Origin of the sequence: Loktanella sp. 3ANDIMAR09, assembly GCF_001420005.1 — a bacterium.
Lineage (GTDB): Bacteria > Pseudomonadota > Alphaproteobacteria > Rhodobacterales > Rhodobacteraceae > Loktanella.
Genome location: NZ_LJAK01000001.1, coordinates 503,370 through 523,889, shown reverse-complemented (window position 1 = coordinate 523,889; position 20,520 = coordinate 503,370). Strand labels below are relative to the sequence as shown.

Annotated in this window: 26 protein-coding genes; 14 read left to right on the top strand and 12 right to left on the bottom strand. The window is 60.0% G+C overall.

Annotated features, from left to right (window positions below; all coding sequences use genetic code 11):
* Window positions 1-28: 28 nt before the first annotated feature.
* On the bottom strand, window positions 29-382 hold the full coding sequence (gene rpoZ, locus AN189_RS02640; RefSeq protein WP_056030505.1) for a DNA-directed RNA polymerase subunit omega: 354 nt from the start codon (window positions 380-382) through the stop codon (window positions 29-31).
* A gap of 88 nt (window positions 383-470) precedes the next feature.
* The gene (folK, locus tag AN189_RS02635) at window positions 471-1,061 is read right to left on the bottom strand and encodes a 2-amino-4-hydroxy-6-hydroxymethyldihydropteridine diphosphokinase (RefSeq protein WP_056030502.1); all 591 of its coding nucleotides are present in this window, start codon (window positions 1,059-1,061) and stop codon (window positions 471-473) included.
* Window positions 1,062-1,175: 114 nt separating this feature from the next.
* Here folK and AN189_RS02630 point away from each other — a divergent pair, with 114 nt between their 5' ends.
* Both AN189_RS02630 and ispH read left to right on the top strand, forming a co-directional pair.
* Window positions 1,176-1,739 carry an NYN domain-containing protein gene (locus tag AN189_RS02630; RefSeq protein WP_056030499.1) on the top strand — a complete coding sequence of 188 codons (564 nt, stop codon included), beginning with the start codon at window positions 1,176-1,178 and terminating at the stop codon, window positions 1,737-1,739.
* Window positions 1,740-1,883: 144 nt separating this feature from the next.
* The gene (gene ispH / locus AN189_RS02625; RefSeq protein WP_056030496.1) at window positions 1,884-2,834 is read left to right on the top strand and encodes a 4-hydroxy-3-methylbut-2-enyl diphosphate reductase; all 951 of its coding nucleotides are present in this window, start codon (window positions 1,884-1,886) and stop codon (window positions 2,832-2,834) included.
* Between the two features lie 12 nt (window positions 2,835-2,846).
* Here the strand turns inward: ispH and AN189_RS02620 are convergent, their stop codons facing one another.
* Window positions 2,847-3,278 carry a cupin domain-containing protein gene (locus AN189_RS02620; RefSeq protein ID WP_056030493.1) on the bottom strand — a complete coding sequence of 144 codons (432 nt, stop codon included), beginning with the start codon at window positions 3,276-3,278 and terminating at the stop codon, window positions 2,847-2,849.
* Between the two features lie 173 nt (window positions 3,279-3,451).
* On the opposite strand from AN189_RS02620, the gene AN189_RS02615 reads away from it, so the two are divergent.
* The 3 genes from AN189_RS02615 to AN189_RS02605 all read left to right on the top strand — a co-directional run bounded on the left by AN189_RS02615 (window position 3,452) and on the right by AN189_RS02605 (window position 5,071).
* Entirely contained in the window at window positions 3,452-3,892 is a 441-nt protein-coding gene (locus AN189_RS02615; RefSeq protein WP_056030490.1) for a DUF3429 domain-containing protein, read from the top strand.
* Window positions 3,893-3,971: 79 nt separating this feature from the next.
* The gene (gene rnhA / locus AN189_RS02610) at window positions 3,972-4,424 is read left to right on the top strand and encodes a ribonuclease HI (RefSeq protein ID WP_056030486.1); all 453 of its coding nucleotides are present in this window, start codon (window positions 3,972-3,974) and stop codon (window positions 4,422-4,424) included.
* A 23-nt stretch (window positions 4,425-4,447) separates the two neighbouring features.
* The gene (locus AN189_RS02605; protein WP_056030760.1) at window positions 4,448-5,071 is read left to right on the top strand and encodes a trimeric intracellular cation channel family protein; all 624 of its coding nucleotides are present in this window, start codon (window positions 4,448-4,450) and stop codon (window positions 5,069-5,071) included.
* Between the two features lie 52 nt (window positions 5,072-5,123).
* Here AN189_RS02605 and AN189_RS02600 read toward each other — a convergent pair whose 3' ends face one another.
* Both AN189_RS02600 and AN189_RS02595 read right to left on the bottom strand, forming a co-directional pair.
* Window positions 5,124-6,098, bottom strand: a complete 975-nt coding sequence (locus AN189_RS02600) for an NAD(P)H-quinone oxidoreductase (protein ID WP_056030756.1) — start codon at window positions 6,096-6,098, stop codon at window positions 5,124-5,126.
* Window positions 6,095-6,793: a COQ9 family protein gene (locus tag AN189_RS02595; RefSeq protein ID WP_056030483.1), complete on the bottom strand. Its 699-nt coding sequence runs from the start codon at window positions 6,791-6,793 to the stop codon at window positions 6,095-6,097. The genes AN189_RS02600 and AN189_RS02595 overlap by 4 nt, the downstream gene beginning before the upstream one ends.
* 105 nt (window positions 6,794-6,898) lie before the next feature.
* Here AN189_RS02595 and rpsU point away from each other — a divergent pair, with 105 nt between their 5' ends.
* Both rpsU and AN189_RS02585 read left to right on the top strand, forming a co-directional pair.
* On the top strand, window positions 6,899-7,105 hold the full coding sequence (gene rpsU / locus AN189_RS02590) for a 30S ribosomal protein S21 (protein WP_056030482.1): 207 nt from the start codon (window positions 6,899-6,901) through the stop codon (window positions 7,103-7,105).
* 146 nt (window positions 7,106-7,251) lie between these two features.
* Window positions 7,252-7,980 carry a Crp/Fnr family transcriptional regulator gene (locus AN189_RS02585; RefSeq protein ID WP_056030479.1) on the top strand — a complete coding sequence of 243 codons (729 nt, stop codon included), beginning with the start codon at window positions 7,252-7,254 and terminating at the stop codon, window positions 7,978-7,980.
* Here the strand turns inward: AN189_RS02585 and AN189_RS02580 are convergent, their stop codons facing one another.
* Both AN189_RS02580 and AN189_RS02575 read right to left on the bottom strand, forming a co-directional pair.
* Complete coding sequence (locus AN189_RS02580; protein ID WP_056030476.1) at window positions 7,981-8,988, bottom strand: DNA topoisomerase IB; 1,008 nt, start codon at window positions 8,986-8,988, stop codon at window positions 7,981-7,983.
* On the bottom strand, window positions 8,988-9,203 hold the full coding sequence (locus AN189_RS02575; protein ID WP_056030753.1) for an HVA1 family protein: 216 nt from the start codon (window positions 9,201-9,203) through the stop codon (window positions 8,988-8,990). Before AN189_RS02575 ends, AN189_RS02580 begins: the two co-directional genes overlap by 1 nt.
* 273 nt (window positions 9,204-9,476) lie before the next feature.
* Here AN189_RS02575 and AN189_RS02570 point away from each other — a divergent pair, with 273 nt between their 5' ends.
* A complete protein-coding gene (locus AN189_RS02570; RefSeq protein ID WP_083484226.1) occupies window positions 9,477-10,373 on the top strand; it encodes a mechanosensitive ion channel family protein in 897 nt (298 codons plus the stop codon).
* Entirely contained in the window at window positions 10,374-11,621 is a 1,248-nt protein-coding gene (locus AN189_RS02565) for a DUF2254 domain-containing protein (protein ID WP_056030473.1), read from the top strand.
* Here the strand turns inward: AN189_RS02565 and ald are convergent.
* Window positions 11,611-12,729, bottom strand: a complete 1,119-nt coding sequence (gene ald, locus AN189_RS02560; RefSeq protein WP_056030747.1) for an alanine dehydrogenase — start codon at window positions 12,727-12,729, stop codon at window positions 11,611-11,613. The genes AN189_RS02565 and ald overlap by 11 nt on opposite strands.
* A 134-nt stretch (window positions 12,730-12,863) precedes the next feature.
* Here ald and AN189_RS02555 point away from each other — a divergent pair, with 134 nt between their 5' ends.
* Window positions 12,864-13,325: an Lrp/AsnC family transcriptional regulator gene (locus AN189_RS02555; RefSeq protein WP_056030470.1), complete on the top strand. Its 462-nt coding sequence runs from the start codon at window positions 12,864-12,866 to the stop codon at window positions 13,323-13,325.
* Here the strand turns inward: AN189_RS02555 and AN189_RS02550 are convergent, their stop codons facing one another.
* Window positions 13,326-14,144, bottom strand: a complete 819-nt coding sequence (locus AN189_RS02550) for a response regulator (protein ID WP_056030466.1) — start codon at window positions 14,142-14,144, stop codon at window positions 13,326-13,328.
* A gap of 103 nt (window positions 14,145-14,247) precedes the next feature.
* Here AN189_RS02550 and AN189_RS19715 point away from each other — a divergent pair, with 103 nt between their 5' ends.
* The 4 genes from AN189_RS19715 (at window position 14,248) to AN189_RS19060 (ending at window position 16,987) form a co-directional block, all read left to right on the top strand.
* Complete coding sequence (locus AN189_RS19715; protein WP_083484211.1) at window positions 14,248-14,406, top strand: NepR family anti-sigma factor; 159 nt, start codon at window positions 14,248-14,250, stop codon at window positions 14,404-14,406.
* On the top strand, window positions 14,400-14,957 hold the full coding sequence (locus AN189_RS02540; protein WP_056030461.1) for an RNA polymerase sigma factor: 558 nt from the start codon (window positions 14,400-14,402) through the stop codon (window positions 14,955-14,957). Before AN189_RS19715 ends, AN189_RS02540 begins: the two co-directional genes overlap by 7 nt.
* A gap of 101 nt (window positions 14,958-15,058) precedes the next feature.
* The gene (locus tag AN189_RS02535) at window positions 15,059-16,711 is read left to right on the top strand and encodes a sensor histidine kinase (protein WP_172794840.1); all 1,653 of its coding nucleotides are present in this window, start codon (window positions 15,059-15,061) and stop codon (window positions 16,709-16,711) included.
* Between the two features lie 123 nt (window positions 16,712-16,834).
* Window positions 16,835-16,987, top strand: coding sequence for a hypothetical protein (locus AN189_RS19060; protein ID WP_157057351.1), 153 nt, complete (start codon window positions 16,835-16,837; stop codon window positions 16,985-16,987).
* A gap of 75 nt (window positions 16,988-17,062) precedes the next feature.
* Here AN189_RS19060 and mscL read toward each other — a convergent pair whose 3' ends face one another.
* From mscL to pheT, 3 genes are all read right to left on the bottom strand, one after another.
* The gene (gene mscL / locus AN189_RS02530) at window positions 17,063-17,491 is read right to left on the bottom strand and encodes a large conductance mechanosensitive channel protein MscL (protein ID WP_056030455.1); all 429 of its coding nucleotides are present in this window, start codon (window positions 17,489-17,491) and stop codon (window positions 17,063-17,065) included.
* A 158-nt stretch (window positions 17,492-17,649) separates the two neighbouring features.
* On the bottom strand, window positions 17,650-18,093 hold the full coding sequence (locus AN189_RS02525) for a YtoQ family protein (RefSeq protein WP_056030452.1): 444 nt from the start codon (window positions 18,091-18,093) through the stop codon (window positions 17,650-17,652).
* Window positions 18,094-18,106: 13 nt separating this feature from the next.
* Window positions 18,107-20,503, bottom strand: a complete 2,397-nt coding sequence (gene pheT, locus AN189_RS02520) for a phenylalanine--tRNA ligase subunit beta (RefSeq protein ID WP_056030449.1) — start codon at window positions 20,501-20,503, stop codon at window positions 18,107-18,109.
* Window positions 20,504-20,520: the final 17 nt, after the last annotated feature.

Genomic DNA, 20,520 nt, shown 5'->3' with positions numbered 1-20,520 from the left:
CTCTCATATCTGGGCCGGGGGCCGGCCGTCAGCGTTGACCCTGCGCTTCCATCAGGGCGCGCAGCAGCTTTTCTTCGGACATGTCGTCCTCGACCGGTTTGTCCGATTCGGCACCCATCAGCAGGGCCATCTGGTCCTCTTCGGGTTCATCGACTTCGATCTGGGTCTGGTTCGCCTCGATCATGCGCTCGCGCAGATCGTCGGCCTGCTGAGTCTCATCTGCGATTTCGCGCAGGGACACGACAGGGTTCTTGTCGTTGTCGCGACTGACGGTCACGGGCGAACCTGCTGCGATTTCACGCGCACGATGCGCGGCCAGCATGACGAGTTCAAACCGGTTCGGGACCTTGTCGACACAATCTTCGACGGTAACGCGGGCCATCGGCACACTCCTGTTGTTGTCCGAAATGGATAGCAAGCCCTGCTCTTGCCACGCATCGCCCCGAAAGACAACCCGATTTCCCGTTCTGTCAAGCCTCTTGTCGTGGCGACCTCACGACACCTTTGCGTTGTTCCGCCGGAAGATCGGCACACATCTGCCGGACGGATTTACCCAGCACGGGGTGCACCCAGTCGGGAGCCACATCGCACAGTGGAATCAGCACGAATCCCCGATCCTGAACCCGTGGATGCGGCAGGATCAGTTCCGCCGGCCAACGTTCCTGCTGATCCGCCAAGGACATGTTGCGCCATGCCGATTGCGTCGTGACGCAAGGTAATACCAGGTCACCCAACCCGATCAGGTCAAGGTCAATCGGCCGCGGACCCCATCTTTTCTGGCGTATGCGACCCGCATCAGCCTCGATCGCATGCAGGCGCGTCAGAATATCCTGGGGTTCCAGCAGCGTCGGGATCGCCATTGCCGCATTCGTAAAATCCGAACCAATTCCAACGGGATAGGCCTCCGTGTCATATAGCGCAGACAGCCGCACGTCAGAATCCCCCGCCAATTCAGCAGCGACGGCTCTCGCAGCAATTGAAACAGCCTGCTGACGCTCACCCGGCGCGTCAGACCCATTGCCCCCCAATGCGACAAGCGCGATTCTGCTTGGTGCCGTCACGGTCTGCTTGCAACCTCATTACCCGTTCTCATATAGCGCCGGTCTGTTCATTACTTTGGCAAGTGCTAGCCTCTGTTTCTGAAAATTTAAAACGGCTTTCAAAAAGGCGATGTGATGTTTTATCGCGACGAAAGGTTGGCTCTCTTCATCGACGGGGCGAATCTATATGCTGCAGCCAAGGCGCTCGGCTTTGATATCGACTACAAACTGCTGCGCGCGGAATTCATGCGGCGCGGCAAACTGTTGCGCGCATTCTATTACACGGCGCTTTTGGAAAACGACGACTTCTCTCCGATCCGTCCGCTGGTCGACTGGTTGAACTACAACGGTTTCAACATGGTGACCAAGCCGGCCAAGGAATTCACGGACTCCATGGGCCGTCGCAAGATCAAGGGCAACATGGACATCGAACTGACCGTCGATGCGATGGAACTGGCCCCGCATGTCGATCACATCGTGCTGTTTTCCGGTGACGGTGATTTTCGCCCGCTTGTCGAAGCGCTCCAACGCAAGGGAGTGCGCGTTTCCGTGGTTTCGACCATTCGCAGCCAACCGCCGATGGTCGCAGACGAATTGCGCCGGCAGTGCGATAACTTCATCGAACTGGACGAACTGCGTGATGTGATCGGACGTCCAGCGCGCGAGCCACGCGTCCAGGCAGACGAAAACGTGGAATGACACACGGATTGCCCCGCGCAGACTGAATAACCGATGCAAGGCCCGCAGCATGATCCTGCGGGCCTTTTGTCTGGGTAAAACCGCACACTGGACCTGCCGCATCTGCCCGCCTATCTAGACGGCACACGGACCGAAAGGCACCCCATGTCAAAGATGCCCCTGACACTCTACCTGGCCGCGCCGCGCGGGTTCTGCGCCGGTGTCGACCGCGCGATCAAGATCGTGGAAATGGCGTTGGACAAATGGGGTGCGCCCGTTTTCGTCCGGCACGAGATCGTGCACAACAAATTCGTGGTCGACGGCTTGCGCGACAAGGGTGCGGTATTTGTCGAAACGCTGGACGAATGCCCCGATGACCGGCCCGTCATCTTTTCGGCGCATGGTGTGCCCAAGGCGGTCCCCGCCGCTGCCGCCAAACGCGAGATGGTCTATGTGGACGCCACCTGTCCCTTGGTCAGCAAGGTCCATATCGAGGCGCAGCGCCACGCTGACAACGGGTTGCAGATGATCATGATCGGCCACGCGGGGCACCCCGAAACAATCGGCACCATGGGACAATTGCCAGAGGGCGACGTGTTGCTGGTCGAAACGGTCGAGGACGTAGCGCAGGTCAACGTGCGCGACCCCGAAAGGCTGGCATTCGTCACCCAGACCACGCTGTCGGTGGACGACACCATCGATATCGTCGAGGCGCTGAAAACCCGATTCCCGGCAATCGTCGGCCCCCACAAGGAAGACATCTGCTACGCCACGACGAACCGCCAGGAGGCGGTCAAGGCGATGGCCCCGAAGTGCGACGCCATGCTGGTTGTCGGTGCGCCGAATTCGTCCAATTCCAAACGCCTCGTCGAGGTCGGCACCAAGGCCGGTTGCCCCTATTCCCAACTGGTCCAGCGCGCGGCGGATATCGACTGGCGCGCGTTGGACGGAATCACGTCTATGGGCATCACCGCCGGGGCATCCGCCCCGGAGGCTCTGATCGAAGAGGTGATTCAGGCCTTCAAGGATCGTTACGAGGTGACCGTCGAAATGGTCGAAACCGCAGTCGAGAACGTCGAATTCAAGGTGCCACGCGTTCTGCGCGAACCCGCCTGAGGCGCGTCCTCATCAGATCGCGACAGCCGCCTGCAGAACCGGATCGGCCTCTGCGGAAAAGCGGTAGTCGACGTCTGAAAACCGATCCTGTGGAAAACCATACAGGAACCGCAACCCGTCCTCTCCGGCCACGACGCAGTGTTCGGCATCGGCGGGTATGTACAGGGCAACGCCCGGTCGCAGATCGTGGTCAATTCCGTCGATCGTTACGATCCCCTGCCCCGACAGACAAAAGTAGAACTCGCAGGGCGAATGGCGGTGCGAATGCAATGTCCCTGCCGGTCCGAATTCCGCCACCCCCAGCGTCAGGCTGGATGTCTGGGTCCGGTCACCGGAAAACAACGTCCGCCACTGCACGGTGCCGTGCCGGGGGTCATCAAAAGCCTCGAGCGGTGCGTGATCGGCATTTGCCACGGTCGCAACCGCCTGTGTCAGAAAATCCATGCCAACGCCTCCTCGCTGGTTCATCCTCACAGGCATTTGGATCGCGTTTCATCGCCATGTCCGCACTATTTCCGACACCAAAGGCCACAAAGCGACGTGTCGCGTTGTGCAAAGCCCGGCACATCATCTATCACCAGCGCATCTGACCAAACCAAGCACGAAGGCCGACACCGATGTTTCGCATTCCGACCGGACCACTTGTTCTGGGCCTTGCCGGGCTTTTGCCGTTTCTTTGGGGCGCGTTGACGGCAATGGTGCCGGCACTGGGCGACTGGGCCCTTCTGACGCTGGGCGGACGATTCACCGCACCCTTTGTGCAGCTGTCATACGGCAGTGTGATCCTGTCGTTCATGTCCGGTGTCCTGTGGGGCTTTGCCACGCGACAGGACCGCTGGTTGCCCTATGCGTTGTCAGTCATCCCCGCGCTCTGGGCGTTCTTCATGGTCGGTGGTGGGCCGACCACGGCCGCGATGAACCTTGTTGCGGGTTTCGTCGGCCTGCTGCTGCTGGACTGGCAATTCGCACAGGCCGGATTGGCCCCACCGTGGTGGATGAAACTGCGCGGCCTGCTGACGGGCATCGTCGTGATCAGTTTCCTGCCGCTGATCCTGTAACGCAACGCGCACGGGACTGGACACCGCGACCACATCCCGTGATGAGAGGCGCAGCTTTACCCGCCGAAAGACCTGATCCATGACCAAGCTTTTTGCCTATACAGATGGTGCCTGTTCCGGAAATCCCGGCCCCGGCGGATGGGGCTGCCTGCTGATCGCACGCGAAGGCGACACCGTGATCAAGGAACGCGAATTGCAGGGCGGTGCCGCCAAGACGACCAATAACCAGATGGAACTGCTGGCCGCGATCAGCGCATTGGAGTCCCTGACGAAACGAAGTGCGATCACGATCGTAACCGATAGTTCGTACGTCAAGGATGGGATCACGACCTGGATCCACGGCTGGAAAAAACGCGGCTGGCAAACCGCCGCGAAAAAACCCGTCAAGAACGAAGAGCTGTGGAAACGGCTTGATGCCGCCACGCAATCCCATGACGTCAGCTGGGAATGGGTCAAGGGGCACGCGGGCCATCCTGAAAACGAACGCGCCGATGCGCTTGCGCGGGCCGGCATGGCACCCTTCAAACCATGATCGCGGTAGACCTGCCCGACCTGATGCCGATTCTGGTCGCACTCGACTATGCATCTGTGTTCATCTTTGCGATTACCGGTGCGTTGGTCGCCAGCCGCGCGCAGCTGGACGTGGTGGGTTTTGTTTTTGTTGCAGCATTGACGGCGACCGGCGGGGGCACGCTTCGCGATGTCTTGCTGAACCGCGACATGGTGTTCTGGATCGCGGATCCGACCTATATCGCCGTCGCGGGGATTGCGGCCATCATCGTCTTCTTCACGGCCCACCGACTCGAAAGCCGCTATGCCGGGATCGTCTGGTTCGATGCCCTGGCACTGGCGGTGGCCGTGCCCGCAGGCGTCGGCGTCGCGCGCGCTATGGGCATGGACTGGCCAATCGTATTGATCATGGGCATCGCTACGGGGTGTTTCGGGGGCCTGATGCGCGACGTTGTCTGCAACGAAGTGCCGCTGGTTCTGAAACAAGGAGAGCTATACGTGACCTGCGCCCTCGCGGGGGCGGGGGCTGCGGTGACCTGTCAGGCGTTCGGCCTGAATGGGGCTGCACCATTGCTCGTCTGCGCAATGACGACCTTCGCCCTGCGGGCTGGCAGCATCACGCTGGGGTGGCGTCTGCCTGTCTACAAGGGTTTTCCGCCCCGCCAATAGGGGACGGCGGGCGGGGCGTCGTGCCGGGCGCAGCCCGATGCACGCGCGTCGTCTAGCCGACCCGCAACACGATCTTGCCGATGTGGTCGCCCGCTTCCATCCGGGCATGCGCCGCATGGGCGTCTGCGAGGTCAAATTCCTGGTCCATCACGGGACCGATCCGGCCTGCCGCCAGCAACGGCCAGACCTGTTCGCGCAGGTCGCTGGCAATCCGTGCCTTGGCCAGATCGCTTTGCGGTCGCAGGGTGCTGCCCGTCAGGGTCAATCGCCGGGTCATCATCTGCACGAAATTCACATCGGCCTTTACACCACCCAAGAAGGCGATCTGCACCAGACGTCCATCATCAGCCAGCGCGTTGATGTTGCGCTGGATATGGGCACCGCCCACCATGTCCAGAATGACATCGGCCCCGCCGTGCTGGCGCACGATCTTGACGAAATCCTCGTCGCGGTAATTGATCAGAACCTCTGCCCCAAGGTCACGACAGGCATCCAGTTTGGCCGTGGTGCTGGCCGTGGTGAACACCCGCGCCCCGAACGCATGGGCCAATTGAATGGCCGTGGTTCCGATGCCCGATGATCCGCCGTGTACCAACAGCCGTTCACCGGCCCGCAGCCCACCGCGCATGAACACGTTGGACCACACGGTAAAGAAAGTCTCTGGCAGGCAGGCCGCCTGTTTCAGGCTCAGCCCCTTTGGGACGGGCAGGCAATGTGCCGCGGGGGTTGCGACATATTCGGCATAGCCACCGCCGGGCAACAGCGCGCAAACCGCATCACCAACCGACAGCCCGGTCACACTGGGCCCGACGCTGTAAACCTCGCCCGCGCATTCCAGACCCGGCAGGTCGGATGCGCCGGGCGGCGGGTCATAGGCCCCGGCGCGTTGCAGGGCGTCGGGGCGGTTCACGCCTGCGTAGGCCACCTTGATCACCACCTGCCCTGCCCCGGCCACCGGCACGGGGCGGTCGGTCAGGGTCAAAACCTCCGGGCCACCGGGTTTGGCGATTTCAACGGCCTGCATCATCGTGGTCCGGCCTTGCGCCACATGCCCGGCACCTTGAAATCCCGCCGAGCCGCTGGCGCACGGACCATGCCGGCCAGCCGGCCCAACGGGCCGGTCAGCGGTTTCAGCAACGGGTTGGCATTTACCTTGGCCTTCAGTTTTTCGATCTGCATGACCTCATCGATGCGGCGGTCAATGAAATCATCCGTTGCCGTATGATCCACAGACTGATCGCCCAGCCAGTACAGCACAACCGACGCCCAGACCCCCGACAGCGTCGCGCGTTTCGTGTACCAGTTCACGTCGTCGGATGTATCGCCCAGCGCGGTCCAGATCGCATCGGCCGTGCCCCACATCAGTTTGGCACCTTCGAGGGCCAGATGCGGCAACGCAAACAGCGTCGTGCCACGGCGCACCGCCTCCTTGTCTTCTGTCACGTCAAGGCGGATGCGCAATGCACGGGCGACCCGGTCGCGAAACCGCAGATCGGCCAGATCAGCCTCGGCCAGCGCCTCTTTCATCTTGCGATCGCCCTCGGTGTGAAACAGCACGGCAAGGTCGGTTGCACCGCGCGGGCACAGCGACCGGGCACGGTCCGGCGTCACATCAGACGCTGCGATGGCGGCCTTGAACGCATCTTCGGACCAGCCATCAAAGGCGACATGCGGCAGTATCGCGTCAAGTAGCGCGCGCTTGGCGGGATCGGTATACATCATCGGTTCTCCTTGCCTGTCAGCAGACTAGACAAGTTAGTGCAGCGCGGCTATAGGACCAATTCCTGCAATTTATGCAAATCTGACTAGAAAGGTGGTGAAAACCACATGCAGGTTAGTGTTCGTGATAACAACGTCGATCAGGCGCTCCGTGCTCTGAAGAAAAAACTTCAGCGTGAAGGTGTGTTTCGTGAAATGAAGCTCAAGCAACATTTCGAGAAGCCCTCCGTCAAGAAGGCACGCGAGAAGGCCGAAGCGATCCGCCGTCAGCGCAAGCTGGCACGGAAAAAGGCCCAGCGCGAAGGTTTGCTGTAAGGCATCCCCTTTTTCGACTGAACGCACTGACCTCCGCCCGGCAACGGGCGGGGGTTTTTTCATGGACAAGCCCCACCGCGTCCTCACAATACGCATGACAGCACGGCCCGCCGTGACAACAGCACCGGTGACCGAGGAGACGGGCGATGGCGACACTTTGCGAAAACTGCCCGCTGCGCAAACAGGCGCTGTTCGTCGGCATGACCGACAGCGACGTGCAGACAATGCAGAAATTCAAGGTGGGTGAATTGACCGTCGATCCCGGTACGCCCCTTCTGATCGAAGGCTCGAACAGTCCGCAGCTGTTCACGGCGCTGCGCGGCATGGCAATCCGCTACAAAACGACGGCAGACGGGCGGCGCCAGGTCGTGAACTTTGTTTTTCCGGGGGATTTCATCGGTCTGCAATCCGGGCTGATGAACGAAATGTCACATTCGGTCGAGGCCCGGTCGAAAATGACATTATGCGTGTTCAACCGGTCAGAGCTGTTCAGTTTCTTCAAGTCCCACCCCGAACGCGCCTTTGACATCACGTGGCTCGCCGCAGTCGAGGAACACTTCCTGGGCGAAGCCCTGACGACCGTCGGTCAACGGACGGCAAAACAATCACTGGCATGGGCGCTGCTGCGGATCTTCGAACGTGGCCGGATGATCGGGCTGGTGCGCAACCGCGCGATGGATCTGCCGTTCAGGCAACAGGATATCGCCGATGCACTGGGCCTGTCCCTGGTTCACACCAACAAGACGCTGGGCCATCTGCGCGAAAGCCAGCTGGTGAACTGGTCCGACGGTCAGCTGACAATCAACGACACGGAAAAACTGGCGGCTGTCGCCGGTGTGGAAACCGATCTGGTGCCGCGCCGCCCGCTGATGTGATCACCCGCTACGCAGGTATGTCGCCAATGCGGCCTCGCCCGCACGCAACCCGTCAACCAAAGGCGTATCATCCAGACGCGCGAACAGTTTCTGCCGGGCCTCGGGTGTGATTTCGGTCAATGCGATCACCGCTGGATGAATGTAGCTGTTGCGCGCCACGGTCGTCGTATTGTGCAATCGCGCGCCCGCAGCCTCGCTCATCGCCTTGATCGTGACGGTATCGTTGCCTTGTGCCGCACAAAACGCAGCATGGGTTCCGTTCCAGGTCCGCAGCGTCTTGGCCGTCACGTCCTCGCCGCAGATGTCGTGCAGCAATGCGTTGATATGCTCTGATCGGATGGGATGGGCGGCACCGCTATCGTCCAGATAGCTGATCACCGTCGCCCCCGGCAGGTCCTGACAATCCTCGAGGACCGCGGCCAGACGCGGGGCATACAGATCCTTTTCGACCTGTTTGCCGCCTTTCGCAGCATAGTCCAGCCGCAGGTGGCCATCCTCGACCGCCAGGTGCTCCGGCAAGAGCGTCGTTGCCCCGTAGCTGCCGTTTTCGGTTGAATAGGTGCTGTGACCGACGCGCATCGATGCGCGATCAATCAGGGCCAGCGTCGCGGCAAGCGCCGTTTCGAAATTCCCGACATCGCCGCGCAACCGTGTTTCGATCCAGCGCCGCAAGGCAGGAAGCCTGTCTGCCAGTTCAGTCAGGCGGTCGAATTTCAGGCGCGCATGCAGTTCAGTCCAATCAGCATGATAGCGATATTGCTTGCGGCCCTTTTCGTCGAACCCTGTCGCCTGAAGATGCCCAAGCGTGAGCGGGCAGATCCAGACATCATCATAGGCAGGCGGAACGCCTAAGGCACCGATCCGGGCGCGCTCTGCCCGGTCATCAATGCGGGTTCCGTCGGGGGCAAGGTAGCTGAATCCACGTCCCGCGCGCCTGCGACGAATGCCCGGTTCACTGTCAGGATAATAGATCAGGTCTGTCTGACCTTGCAGGTCCGCGAATGACATCAGGCGCGCTCTACCTCTGTGACGGACTTGAACACAGCGCTTCCGTCCTCCTGTTCGATGTAGAATGAGGGTTCATCCTCGGTGGCGTCGCGCGTCACTTCGGCACCGTCGATCTTGAGGGTTCTTTTTTGTGTATAAACCTTGGTCACAGTACCGGTGCCGGTGCCATTGCCCCAGTTCCACTGCACTTTGTCGCCTTCGGTGATGTTTGACATGGTCATGTTCTCCTGTGGTCACCGCCCAAAGATCCGGAACCACGAGGGTTCCGGATCAGTCGACGAAACGTCGGAGGGAGGAATGCAGCAGCCGAACCGGCAATAATCGGGGAGGAGAACCCGGACCGGCCGCATTTTATCAAGACAGGGGACGCTGCCTTGATATGACATGAACACCAGACCCCACGCTTGGTTCCCAAAAAATGTCAGGTTTTTTCTGCAGGCTGGTTTTGCACCATCGGAACCGAGCAGGGTCAGGGCGCGTTGGCTGTCATGAATAACATCGACGTGACTGAAACGCTCTTTGCAACCTTGGGCAATTACATCAACGGGCTGATCGCGGCATCGCCCCGGATCGGACTTGCGCTGGTGCTGATCTTGCTGACGTGGTGCGCTGTCGCCATCGTCCGGCTGCTGATCGGCAAGGTCGGCCGCAGACTGCATTTGCGTCAGAACCTCAAGGACGTGTTCGCCCTCGTCGCGTCGACTGCCATCTGGCTGATCGGCATCCTGATTGCGCTTGCCGTTGTTTTTCCGTCCATCACCCCCGGCAAGGCATTGACGACACTGGGCCTTGGGTCCGTGGCGATCGGTTTCGCGTTCAAGGATACATTCGAGAACTTTCTCGCCGGTATCCTGATCCTGCTGCGCGAACCTTTCAGCATTGGCGACTACATCGAGGTCGACGGGCATGAAGGCCGGATCGAGGACATCACGATCCGGGACAGCCGCGTGCGCATGACCGATGGCCAGTTGATCGTGATGCCGAACCATACGCTGTTTTCAAACCCCGTGACCGTGCGCACCAATCGGGATCTGCGCCGCACGACGGTGATGTGCGGCGTGGCCTATGATGCTGACGTGGACGAGGCGCGCAGCGTCATTACACAGGCGGTCAAGAACGTGGAATCGGTGCGTGACGACGTCAAAGATGTCCAGATTTTCGCGCAGGCCTTTGGGGCGTCGTCCATTGATTTCGAAGTGACCTGGTGGACCGGATCGCGGCCCATCGACATTCGCACCAGCCGTGATCAGGTCGTCGGCGCAGTCAAACGCGCGCTGGACGATGCCGGCATCGAGATTCCGTTCACCTACCAGACGCTGACGTTCAACGAGCCCCTCCAGATCGAACAGATTGCGACAGCACAACCCAATAAGGCGCAGGGCTAGATGTCCGCCGTGCCGGGACGCGCCTTGGTGCGCAAGCTGCTGGATGACGTGCGCGCCAGCTACTGGGCTGTGCCATCGGGCTTCGTCATCGCGTCATTGATCCTCGCATTCGGCATGGAATGGATCGACCGCAACGCACAAGACCTGCCATTCGGGCTACCCGATGCGTGGATTGACACGCAAGGCGACGGGGCCCGCCAGACCCTTGCCACCATGGCGACCGCGGTCATCGGTGTGGCCGGGGTCATGTTTTCAATGACGCTGGTCGCCGTCAGCTTTGCTGCCGATACCTTTGGACCGCGGTTGATCGGAAATTTCATGCGCGATCGCGGGACGCAGATCAGCTTCGGCCTGCTGTTGGGCGTCTTTACCTACAACATGTTCATCCTGCGCGCGATGAAAGGGCCGATAGACGGTCAGGCACCGTTCGTTGCGCAATATGCAATGGTCGTTGCAATGGTGCTGATGGTGATCGCCATCTTTACAATGATATACTACGTCCACCATGTCCCCGAGACGATCAACGTATCGAACATCGCGTCCGACCTGGGGCATCGTTTCGGCCGTGACATTCGCCAGCTGATCGAGACCCGCCCGACCATCGAGATCGAACAGATTTCACCGCGCACCGACCAGATCACGACCGATCTGCACCTGAAAACAGCCGGTTACATCCAACAGATGGATGTGGCTGCGCTGAACGAACAGGCGCGACGGCATGACTGGCTGATCGACGTGATGCACACCCCCGGTAGCTTTATCAGCCCCCATGTATCGGTAGCGTCGGTCAAATCGTCCAAGGCGCTGACGGATTCGCAAATCAAGGGGCTGCGCGACGCCTTTGCGACGGGAAATGCCCGCACCGAGGATCAGGCGACGCCATTTATCGGCGATCAGCTGTGCGAGATGATTGCGCGCGCGCTGTCGCCGGGGTTCAACGATCCGTTCACGGCGATGAACTGCCTGAACTGGCTGCATGCAGGACTGATGGACGGGCTGCTGTACAAAGGCGGACTTCACCCGATCACGCCACAGCGGGTCGCGATCCATCACACCGATTTCGGCGACCTTCTGGGGCCGTTCGAACGCGCGGCCCCCTATACGGTCACGGACCGCATGGCGCGTTTGCGGCACCGCGACCTTGCCCAGTCACTGATCCAACGGATGCCATCCGACCACGCCCAGCGACATCGGCTGGAGCGGCTGGTCGAAACGCTCGACCAGCCGGAAGAAGATATTACTGTCTAAGCGCATCCTGCGGGTCGATGGTGTCGATCCCCAGTGCAGCGCCTACGGCGGCATAGGTGACCTGACCTGCGTGCACGTTCAGGCCCGCCAGCAGATGCGGATCGTCACTGCAAGCCTGCCGCCACCCCTTGTCTGCCAGCGCCAGCATGAATGGCATCGTGGCATTTCCCAAGGCGATGGTGCTGGTGCGGGCAACCGCACCCGGCATGTTGGCCACGCAATAGTGCATGATCCCATCCACATCATAGATCGGATCCTGATGTGTCGTTGCCCGCGATGTTTCAAAGCAACCGCCCTGATCGATCGCCACGTCGACCAGAGCCGCACCCGGCTTGAGATCAGAAAGCTGCGCGCGACTGATGAGCTTGGGCGCGGCCGCACCGGGAATGAGGACGGCACCGATAATCATATCCGCCTGCATCGCCAGTTCGATCGTGTTGCCTGCGCTGGCAAAGCCGGTCTTGAACACCCCGCCAAAGGTGTCATCGAGATAGCGCAGACGCGGCAACGACCGGTCCAGCACCGTCACATCCGCGCCCATGCCAGCGGCGATCCGCGCGGCCTGCGTCCCGACGACCCCGCCACCGATGACGGCAACGCGCGCGGGTCCGACACCCGGCACGCCACCCATCAGAACACCCCGACCGCCATTCGCCTTTTGCAGGGTCCAGGCACCGACCTGCGGGGCCAACCGACCGGCGACTTCGGACATGGGGGCCAGCAGCGGCAAGCCGCCGTTGCGATCCGTGACGGTTTCATAGGCGATGCAGGTCGCACCAGAGGCGATCAGGTCCTGCGTCTGTGCCGCATCAGGCGCAAGATGCAGGTAGGTGAACAGGATCTGCCCCTCGCGCAACATCTGGCGTTCGATCGGCTGGGGTTCCTTTACCTTTACGATCATATTCGCTTCGGCAAAGACATCGGCTGCGTTTGCGGCGATCCGGACACCTGCCGCGATGTAGTCAGCGTCGCTGAAACCCGCCCCGACACCTGCCTCTGTTTCGACGGTGACCGTGTGACCGTGCAACACCGCCTCGTGCGCGGCATTCGGCGTCAGGCCGACGCGAAACTCTTGGGGTTTTATTTCTTTGGGGCAGCCGATGTGCATGGGGGACTCCACTGTTTGCGTTTGCACCACTGTCGCGCCGCCCTTGCGAAAATTTGTCGAATTCATTACCGCTGATAGCGATCACATTTGAAAAATCATGCGTCTAGTCGCATTATTTCGGGACATTTTTGCGCATGACGGATTTAGACGCGACAGATCTCCGGCTGATGGCGGCATTGCAGCGCGACGGCCGCATGACGAACGCGGAACTGGCGGACAAGGTGCACCTGTCCGCCTCGGCCTGCCATCGCAGGGTGCAGCGTCTGGAAAAACTGGGGGTGATCGGCGGATACGTCGCAATCGTGAATGCGCGCAACATCGGCCTGTCGACCACGGTCTTTGTCGAAATCACACTGTCCGGACAGGCCGACGAACTGCTGGACGCATTCGAACGGGCCGTGCGTCTGATTCCGGATGTGCTGGAATGCCATTTGATGGCAGGATCAGCGGATTATCTGCTGAAAGTGGTTGCGCGCGACACCGAGGATTTCGCCCGTATCCACAGACGGCATCTGGCGCGCCTTCCCGGCGTCGCGCAGATGCAGTCGAGTTTCGCGTTGCGGACCGTCAGATCAACGACAGCCCTGCCGATCTGATCAGCCTGCGTTCAGCGTCTCGGTCGACGAAAAGAACATCGCCTGTGCGACCGCTGAACGGACCTGTTCTTCGGTGTAGGGCTTGGCGATCAGGAAGGCAGGCTCTGGCTTGTCGCCCGTCAGCAGTCGTTCCGGGAAGGCCGTGATGAAAATCACAGGCATGTCACCAAACGTCTGCAACAGCTCGTTCACAGCGTCGATGCCAGAGGAATTGTCTGCCAGCTGAATATCCGCAAGGATCAGGTCCGGTTTTTCCGACGTGCCCAGTTTGACAGCGCCCTCATGGGTGCGGGCGATGCCCGTGACCTTGTGGCCCATGTCGGACACCAACGCCTCGAGATCCATGGCAATGATTGCCTCGTCCTCGATGATCAGGATGCGGCCTGCGATGCTGTCAGCCATTTCGCGATGCGCGACGCTGACCAGATGTTCCGCCTCGGCCTCGTCGATCGACATGATGTCGGCGATTTCGGCAAAGGAAAATTCTTCGATGGTATTGAGCAACAGCGCCTCGCGCGTGTTGGTCGTCAGCTTTGCCAGATGCCGCAGGGCTGCACCTTCGATGCCGACAGGGCTTTCGCCCGGGCCGGACAGGTCCGTGCTGGACCACATCATGTGCAGCGTCTTGAACAACGCCGATTTGGCAGAAATCTGCATGTCGAAAATGCTGCGATCTTCCAGAATGGCCTCGAGCGTGGCAGCCGCATAGGCGTCACCACTCGATTGCGATCCGGTCAGTGCCCGCGCGTAGCGCCGCAGATACGGGAGGTACGTCCCAATTGCCGTTGTGATATCCTGGTTGGCAGACGCGCTCGCCATATATTATTCCAATCTTGTCCCTGTTCGTGGGAACCTAACGCGCTGTGGCGCGTTTGGGTTCCGCAAGCAATTGCAGAAACCAAACATAAAGACGGTCTAACCAATGTCCAACGACCCAAGCAGCGAAAAAGCGCGACAGCAGATCGATGAGAATCTCAAGCGCGTTTTTCAGGCTCAGGAAGAAGCTGAATTGCCTGACCGTTTCAAACAGCTTCTCGAACAGCTCAAGGCGCAAGACAGCAAATCCGGTGATGCATCGTGAACGCCGATCCTCGCGATGAACTGGTGGTACATCTTCCTGCATTGAGGGCCTTTGCAATTTCGCTCACGCGGAATGGTGCGACGGCTGACGACATGGTGCAGGATACCGTGGTCAAGGCATGGACGAATATCGACAAATACGAAGCAGGCACCAACATGCGCGCCTGGTTGTTCACGATCTTGCGCAACACGTTCTATTCCAGCCGGCGCAAGGCAAAGCGTGAAGTTGCGGATGTCGACGGGATTTTCACCGAAAACATGGCCGAAAAACCGGCCCATGATGGTCACTTGCAGATGGCGGATTTCCAGACGGCCTTTGCCAAGCTGCCTGACGAACAACGCGAGACCCTGATTTTGGTCGGTGCGTCAGGCTTTTCCTACGAAGAGGCTGCGGAAATGTGCGGTGTGGCTGTCGGAACGATCAAGAGCCGGGCCAACCGGGGGCGCAAGCGCCTGGCGGAACTGATGTATCTGGACGAAGATGGCCCCGTGGAACTGACCGACAAGGCGACTGTCGCGGTCGTCAGCAGCAATGGCAGTTCTGCATTCTGATGCCGCAGGGGCGGGCGGATAGCGAGGAATCGTTTCGGTTCCTCCGCGGGCTTCCGTTTCGCGTCGTCGCCTTTCTTTCGCTTGCCCTTTTGCCGATCGGCATGTTGGCCATCTGGCAGACAAAGGATCTGGACGAAACCCTGCGCGAACGCACAGAGCTGAGCCTGATCGCGCGGACCGAACTTGGATCGTCGGGTGAACGCCGCGCAATCCAAAGCGGGATCGGCTCTGCATCTGCCATCGCGGAAATGTACCCAGAGCTGGTTGGCGATCCAGAACGATGCTCTGCCGCCGTCAGTCGCCTGGTCGAAAACAGTCCGATCTACAGTTTTATCGGCTTCGTGCCGGTTGGTGCGCCGATCCTGTGCTCGTCCTTGCGCACCCCGATCAGCGAAGAGCTGATCGACGAGGAAATTCGGTCACGTTCTTCGTCGGCGGTTCAATCCATCGTGCCGCTTGGTGATATCACCGGCAATGGGCGCAGTTTCGCGGTCTTGCTGCAACCGATCCTGAATAATGACACCGTTGTGGGGCAGGTCGCGATCGCCATTCCGACGGATGTTCTGACCCAGCAGCAGGACATGACGATCGATGATCAGCCGTTGTCGATGGTGATCTACAACCAGACCGGCGATGTCATTTCCACCCAGGGCGAACCGCTGGACCCGGCCGTTGTCAGATCGCTTGTCGAACCCCAAAAAAACGGATCGATCTTTGACCCGCAACGGCGGGTCGTGCGCAACCAGAGACCTGACGGTCATCATCAGGTTCTGACGACCGCCGCCCTGATACCGGGTGTTGCCTACGCCGTCGGCAGCTGGGACCCCGCCGATGCGGGACTGCAACCGCCCGGAACGGTGCTACCAACGTTTTCCCTGCCGGTTCTGATGTGGTTCGCCAGTCTTCTGGTCGCCTATTTTGCCGTCCATCGCCTTGTCGTGGCCCCCATCCGGGACCTGCAAAAACGCATGCGGCTATTTGCCGTGAACAGGTCATTGCCGAACACCAATCAGATGGAACGCCTGCCGACGGAACTGTTCGAACTGGAAAAAACCTTTGGCAACATGGCCTACGACCTCATGGACGACGAGGCCCGCATGGAAGATTCCTTGCGTGAAAAGAACGTTCTGCTCAAGGAAATCCACCACAGGGTCAAAAACAACCTTCAGATGATCTCTTCGATCATCAACATGGAAATCCGCGCCAGTGAGGATAACTTCGCGCGCAACAAGCTCAAGCGTTTGCACGCCCGGATCATAGGTCTCGCGACGGTGCACCGTCTTTTGTACAAGAGCGATAACCTCGGACGTGCAGAGGCCGAACCACTGATGCAAGAGGTGTCGAGCACGCTGTTCGACGCGCTGTCCGCCACCCATCCAAAGGCGGATACGCGGCTGACCTGCGACACCTTTAGCCTGATCCCCGATCAGGCCGTGCCCATGTCATTGTTCATCGGCGAAACCGGTGCCCAAGCCGTTCGCGACATGCCGGTGCCAACTGCCGAAAATCCCGGATTTCTGCATATCAGTCTCAAGATCGTCTCGCCCGGCACCGCACTCATCATTTGCCGGAGCCCATACGCCGTAAAGCCGGACCATCGGACGACAACCGAGGTAAAGACCGGCGCGCAATTGATGCGCGCCTTTGCGATGCAGCTTGGCAGCGACTTCGAGACGACAGAAAGTGACGGCATCCGAACCCGGACACTGTCATTTGCAATCACATCGAACATTCCGGACGCGCTGGACTACTGACTGACGTGCGATGATGTGTTGCACGATCGCCTCTGCGCACTGTCACAAAAACTTTAACTTGGTTTGGTCGGAACAATCCATTTGCAGCCGGGTTGGACTGTATCGGATTTATGAGGCAGATAAATGAGCACCGAAGTTTTCTTGGCAGGAATGGCCGCTGTGTTGCTGGCAGCCATCCTGATTCACGCGATGACACGTCTTCCAAAGGACGAGGCTGACGACGACAGTCTGCACGCGCGAAACAGTGCCAGCCCTCAGGGTGCCCGTCGCAAATAGATACTGCACATCTGCACCACGAAAAAAGCCTGCCGCATGGCAGGCTTTTCGTTTTTTAGCGATAGGAGCGCTGGCTTACTTGCGCAGGCTGTCGCGGATTTCCAGCAGGACATCCAGTTCGGACGGGCCGGTTTCCACCTCGGGTGCGACATCATCAGGCTTTTCCGAAACCGCCTTGAGACGGTTCACAGCCTTGACCAGCATGAACACGACAAACGCAATGATCAGGAAATTGATGCACGCCGTAATGAATGCGCCGTAGGCAAAAATGGCTGCACCTGTCTCGCGCGCCGCATCAAGGCCTGTGCCTGCGGCGACATCACCGGACAGCACGACATACATGGACGTAAAATCAACGCCGCCCAGCACGAGGCCGATGAACGGATTGATCAGGTCCGCGACCAGCGACGAAACGATTGCCGTGAACGCAGCACCAATGATGATACCGACCGCCAAGTCCATGACATTGCCCTTGGCGATGAAATCTTTGAATTCCTGAAGCATGTGTTTTTGTTCCCCAAACCTTATGCGGCGTCATGCCGCAATTCCCGGATGCCAAGGACGATTAAGAGCCATTCTAAAAAAAAGATAGCTTTTTCTACACAGAGTTGACGAAACCGCGGCATTTGCGCGCGACCGGCCACGAAAAATGGGGGTCAAGGTCAATCGGGCAGCGTCCCGTTCAGGACATAGGTCAGGATATCAACCACCTGTTGCGGTGTCTCGACGACGGCCAATGCGGCGGCGTCGACCTCTTTCAGGGCATGCTGATGGTCCGGTCCATGCATCACGATCAGCGATTTGCCCAGCGCTGCGGCCATGCCTGCATCAAAGGCTGCATTCCACTGCTTGTATTGGTCGCCGAACCGCACAACGACGATGTCCGCGCTTTCGATCCCCTGGCGGGTGCGAATGGCATTCAATTTCGCACCCTTGTGATCGTGCCAGAATTTCTGGTCCTCGGCCCCCATGATGGCCACACCGCAATCGTCAGAGGCGGCATGATCCGTCACCGGTCCGGCAAACGTCACGTCCAGATCAGCGGCAGCCGCGGTGATCCGGTCACGCCAGTCCGTATGGATTTCGCCAGACAGGTAGACTTTCATCGCGTTCCCCTCGTCAGCTGCGCAATGCGCCGCCTGTTGCCTTGGTGACCTTGGCCACGATCTGTGCGCCAACCGCCTCGATCTGTTTATCGGTCAAGGTCGCTTCGGTCGGCTGCAACCGCACCGTGATCGCAAGGGATTTCTTGCCCTCGCCCAGATTGCCGCCGATGAATTCATCGAACAGACGCACCTCTGCGATCAACGCCTTGTCCGCGCCGGCCGCCGCATTCATTAGCGTCTGCGCGGGGACATCCGCATCCACAACAAAGGCAAAATCACGTTCGACCGCCTGCAAATCGGTTGCCGTCAATGCCGGGCGCGTATTGGTCTTGGACCGCGGAAGGGGAACTTCGGCAGGGAACAACGTGAACCCGACTGCCGGTCCCTTGACCCCCATATCGGCCAGCACCTTTGGATGCAGCTCTCCGAAGATACCCAGAACCTTTTTCGGTCCCAGGCAGATTTGCCCATGCCGACCGGGGTGGAACCAGTCCGGCCCATCCCGCATCACCTGCGATTTCGCAGGCGCACCGATGGCCGCAAGGATCGCCTCGGCATCGGCCTTGGCGTCGAACAGGTCCACCGGGCGCGATGCGCCGAATGTATCGCGGGGGCCGGTGCGCCCGATCAGGATACCAGTCACGCAAGGTGATTGTTCACCCGGTTCACCGCCAGCAAAAATATCACCGACCTCGAACAGGGCCATGTCAGCGATCCCACGCGTCTGGTTACGTGCGGCGGCCTGCAACAGACCCGGCAGCAACGCGGGGCGCATATGTGACATTTCGGAACTGATGGGGTTTTCCAGACGCGTGGCATCGGACCCGCCCCCGAACATCGCGGCAGAGGCCGCATCGATAAAGCTATAGGTCACGCATTCGTTGTAACCCAGCGCTGCTGCCGTGCGCCGCGCCGCCTGTGCGCGGGCCTGCTGTGGCGTCAGAACCGGTTTGGGAACGCCGGGCTGAGTGCGTGGCAACGGTTTTCCCTGCAATTTGGTCAGCGACGCGATGCGTGCCACTTCTTCGACCAGATCAGCCTCGCCCTGCACATCGGGCCGCCAGCTGGGCACATGGGCCTGATCGCCGTCCAGAACAAACCCCAGCGCAGTCAGGGTTTGGCGCTGTGTGTCGGCCGGAATATCCATGCCCACAAGGCTGATGACACGGTCAGTATCCAGCCGATAGCTGCGCGCCACGTCAGGCACGGCACCGGCGGTCACCATGTCGCTGACCTGACCGCCGACCGTGTCCACGATCAACGCACAGGCATGGTCCAGACCCTCTGGCGTGAACGCAGGATCAATCCCGCGCTCGAACCGGTAGCGGGCATCGGAATTGATCCGCAAGGCGCGGCCTGCGTAGGCAATCTGCACCGGGTCCCAATAGGCGCTTTCAACAAAAACGCGGGTTGTATCGGCGGTGCAGCCTGTCGCCGCGCCGCCCATGATACCTGCGATGCTGACGGGTCCGTTGTCGTCGGAAATCACGATCTGACCTGCGGACAGCGTGTAGGTCTTGTCATCCAGCGCGACGATCTCTTCGCCACCCGATGCACGGTGAACGCGCAGATCGCCAGATACCTTGTCCGCGTCAAAGACATGCAACGGGCGGTTCAGGTCGTAGGTGTAGAAATTCGTCACATCCACAAGGAAGCTGATCGGCCGCAAACCGATGGACGTCAGACGCTGCTGCAACCACGCGGGGGACGGGCCATTCGTCACACCCTCGATCAGACGACCACAAAACACGGGACACCCGTCCTGGGTATCATCTGCGATCGACACACCGACCGCCGGGGCACCGTTGCCCTGCAAGGCCGGCGCTGCAAGCGGGCGCAGCTTGCCGATCCCGCGTGCCGCCAGATCACGCGCCACGCCGCGCACGCCCAGCGCATCGGGACGGTTTGGGGTGATCGCAATTTCGATGACAGGATCGACCCGCGCGGGATCGTGCTGCGCCAACCAATCGGCAAAGCTTTGCCCGACATCGCCCTGCGGCAGTTCGATGATGCCGTCATGCTCTTCGGACAGTTCAAGCTCGCGCTCGGACGCCATCATGCCGAAACTTTCGATGCCGCGGATTTTGCCCACGCCGATCGTGGTGTCGATTCCGGGAACATAGACGCCGGGATGCGCCACGACGACGGTGATCCCCTGCCGCGCATTCGGCGCACCACAGATGATCTGCTGCAATCCATCCTTGGTTTCGACTTGGCAAACCCGCAACTTGTCCGCATCAGGATGCTTTTCCGCCGAGGCCACGTAACCGATTGTAAAGTCGCGCAAACGTTCGGCCGGATTTTCGATGCCTTCAACCTCGAGCCCGAGATCTGTCAAGGTTTCCGCAATCTCTTCGACAGAAGCATCGGTGTCCAAATGGGTTTTCAACCACGACAAAGAAAATTTCACGCACCCGGCCCCTTGTT

What these genes read in the sequence shown, in the direction of transcription:
- rpoZ (WP_056030505.1), bottom strand. Translation starts at nt 382, where the DNA reads ATGGCCCGCGTTACCGTCGAAGATTGTGTCGACAAGGTCCCGAACCGG.
- AN189_RS02630 (WP_056030499.1), top strand. Translation starts at nt 1,176, where the DNA reads ATGTTTTATCGCGACGAAAGGTTGGCTCTCTTCATCGACGGGGCGAAT.
- ispH (WP_056030496.1), top strand. Translation starts at nt 1,884, where the DNA reads ATGTCAAAGATGCCCCTGACACTCTACCTGGCCGCGCCGCGCGGGTTC.
- AN189_RS02620 (WP_056030493.1), bottom strand. Translation starts at nt 3,278, where the DNA reads ATGGATTTTCTGACACAGGCGGTTGCGACCGTGGCAAATGCCGATCAC.
- AN189_RS02615 (WP_056030490.1), top strand. Translation starts at nt 3,452, where the DNA reads ATGTTTCGCATTCCGACCGGACCACTTGTTCTGGGCCTTGCCGGGCTT.
- rnhA (WP_056030486.1), top strand. Translation starts at nt 3,972, where the DNA reads ATGACCAAGCTTTTTGCCTATACAGATGGTGCCTGTTCCGGAAATCCC.
- AN189_RS02605 (WP_056030760.1), top strand. Translation starts at nt 4,448, where the DNA reads ATGCCGATTCTGGTCGCACTCGACTATGCATCTGTGTTCATCTTTGCG.
- AN189_RS02600 (WP_056030756.1), bottom strand. Translation starts at nt 6,098, where the DNA reads ATGATGCAGGCCGTTGAAATCGCCAAACCCGGTGGCCCGGAGGTTTTG.
- AN189_RS02595 (WP_056030483.1), bottom strand. Translation starts at nt 6,793, where the DNA reads ATGATGTATACCGATCCCGCCAAGCGCGCGCTACTTGACGCGATACTG.
- rpsU (WP_056030482.1), top strand. Translation starts at nt 6,899, where the DNA reads ATGCAGGTTAGTGTTCGTGATAACAACGTCGATCAGGCGCTCCGTGCT.
- AN189_RS02585 (WP_056030479.1), top strand. Translation starts at nt 7,252, where the DNA reads ATGGCGACACTTTGCGAAAACTGCCCGCTGCGCAAACAGGCGCTGTTC.
- AN189_RS02580 (WP_056030476.1), bottom strand. Translation starts at nt 8,988, where the DNA reads ATGTCATTCGCGGACCTGCAAGGTCAGACAGACCTGATCTATTATCCT.
- AN189_RS02575 (WP_056030753.1), bottom strand. Translation starts at nt 9,203, where the DNA reads ATGTCAAACATCACCGAAGGCGACAAAGTGCAGTGGAACTGGGGCAAT.
- AN189_RS02570 (WP_083484226.1), top strand. Translation starts at nt 9,477, where the DNA reads ATGAATAACATCGACGTGACTGAAACGCTCTTTGCAACCTTGGGCAAT.
- AN189_RS02565 (WP_056030473.1), top strand. Translation starts at nt 10,374, where the DNA reads ATGTCCGCCGTGCCGGGACGCGCCTTGGTGCGCAAGCTGCTGGATGAC.
- ald (WP_056030747.1), bottom strand. Translation starts at nt 12,729, where the DNA reads ATGCACATCGGCTGCCCCAAAGAAATAAAACCCCAAGAGTTTCGCGTC.
- AN189_RS02555 (WP_056030470.1), top strand. Translation starts at nt 12,864, where the DNA reads ATGACGGATTTAGACGCGACAGATCTCCGGCTGATGGCGGCATTGCAG.
- AN189_RS02550 (WP_056030466.1), bottom strand. Translation starts at nt 14,144, where the DNA reads ATGGCGAGCGCGTCTGCCAACCAGGATATCACAACGGCAATTGGGACG.
- AN189_RS19715 (WP_083484211.1), top strand. Translation starts at nt 14,248, where the DNA reads ATGTCCAACGACCCAAGCAGCGAAAAAGCGCGACAGCAGATCGATGAG.
- AN189_RS02535 (WP_172794840.1), top strand. Translation starts at nt 15,059, where the DNA reads ATGTTGGCCATCTGGCAGACAAAGGATCTGGACGAAACCCTGCGCGAA.
- AN189_RS19060 (WP_157057351.1), top strand. Translation starts at nt 16,835, where the DNA reads ATGAGCACCGAAGTTTTCTTGGCAGGAATGGCCGCTGTGTTGCTGGCA.
- mscL (WP_056030455.1), bottom strand. Translation starts at nt 17,491, where the DNA reads ATGCTTCAGGAATTCAAAGATTTCATCGCCAAGGGCAATGTCATGGAC.
- AN189_RS02525 (WP_056030452.1), bottom strand. Translation starts at nt 18,093, where the DNA reads ATGAAAGTCTACCTGTCTGGCGAAATCCATACGGACTGGCGTGACCGG.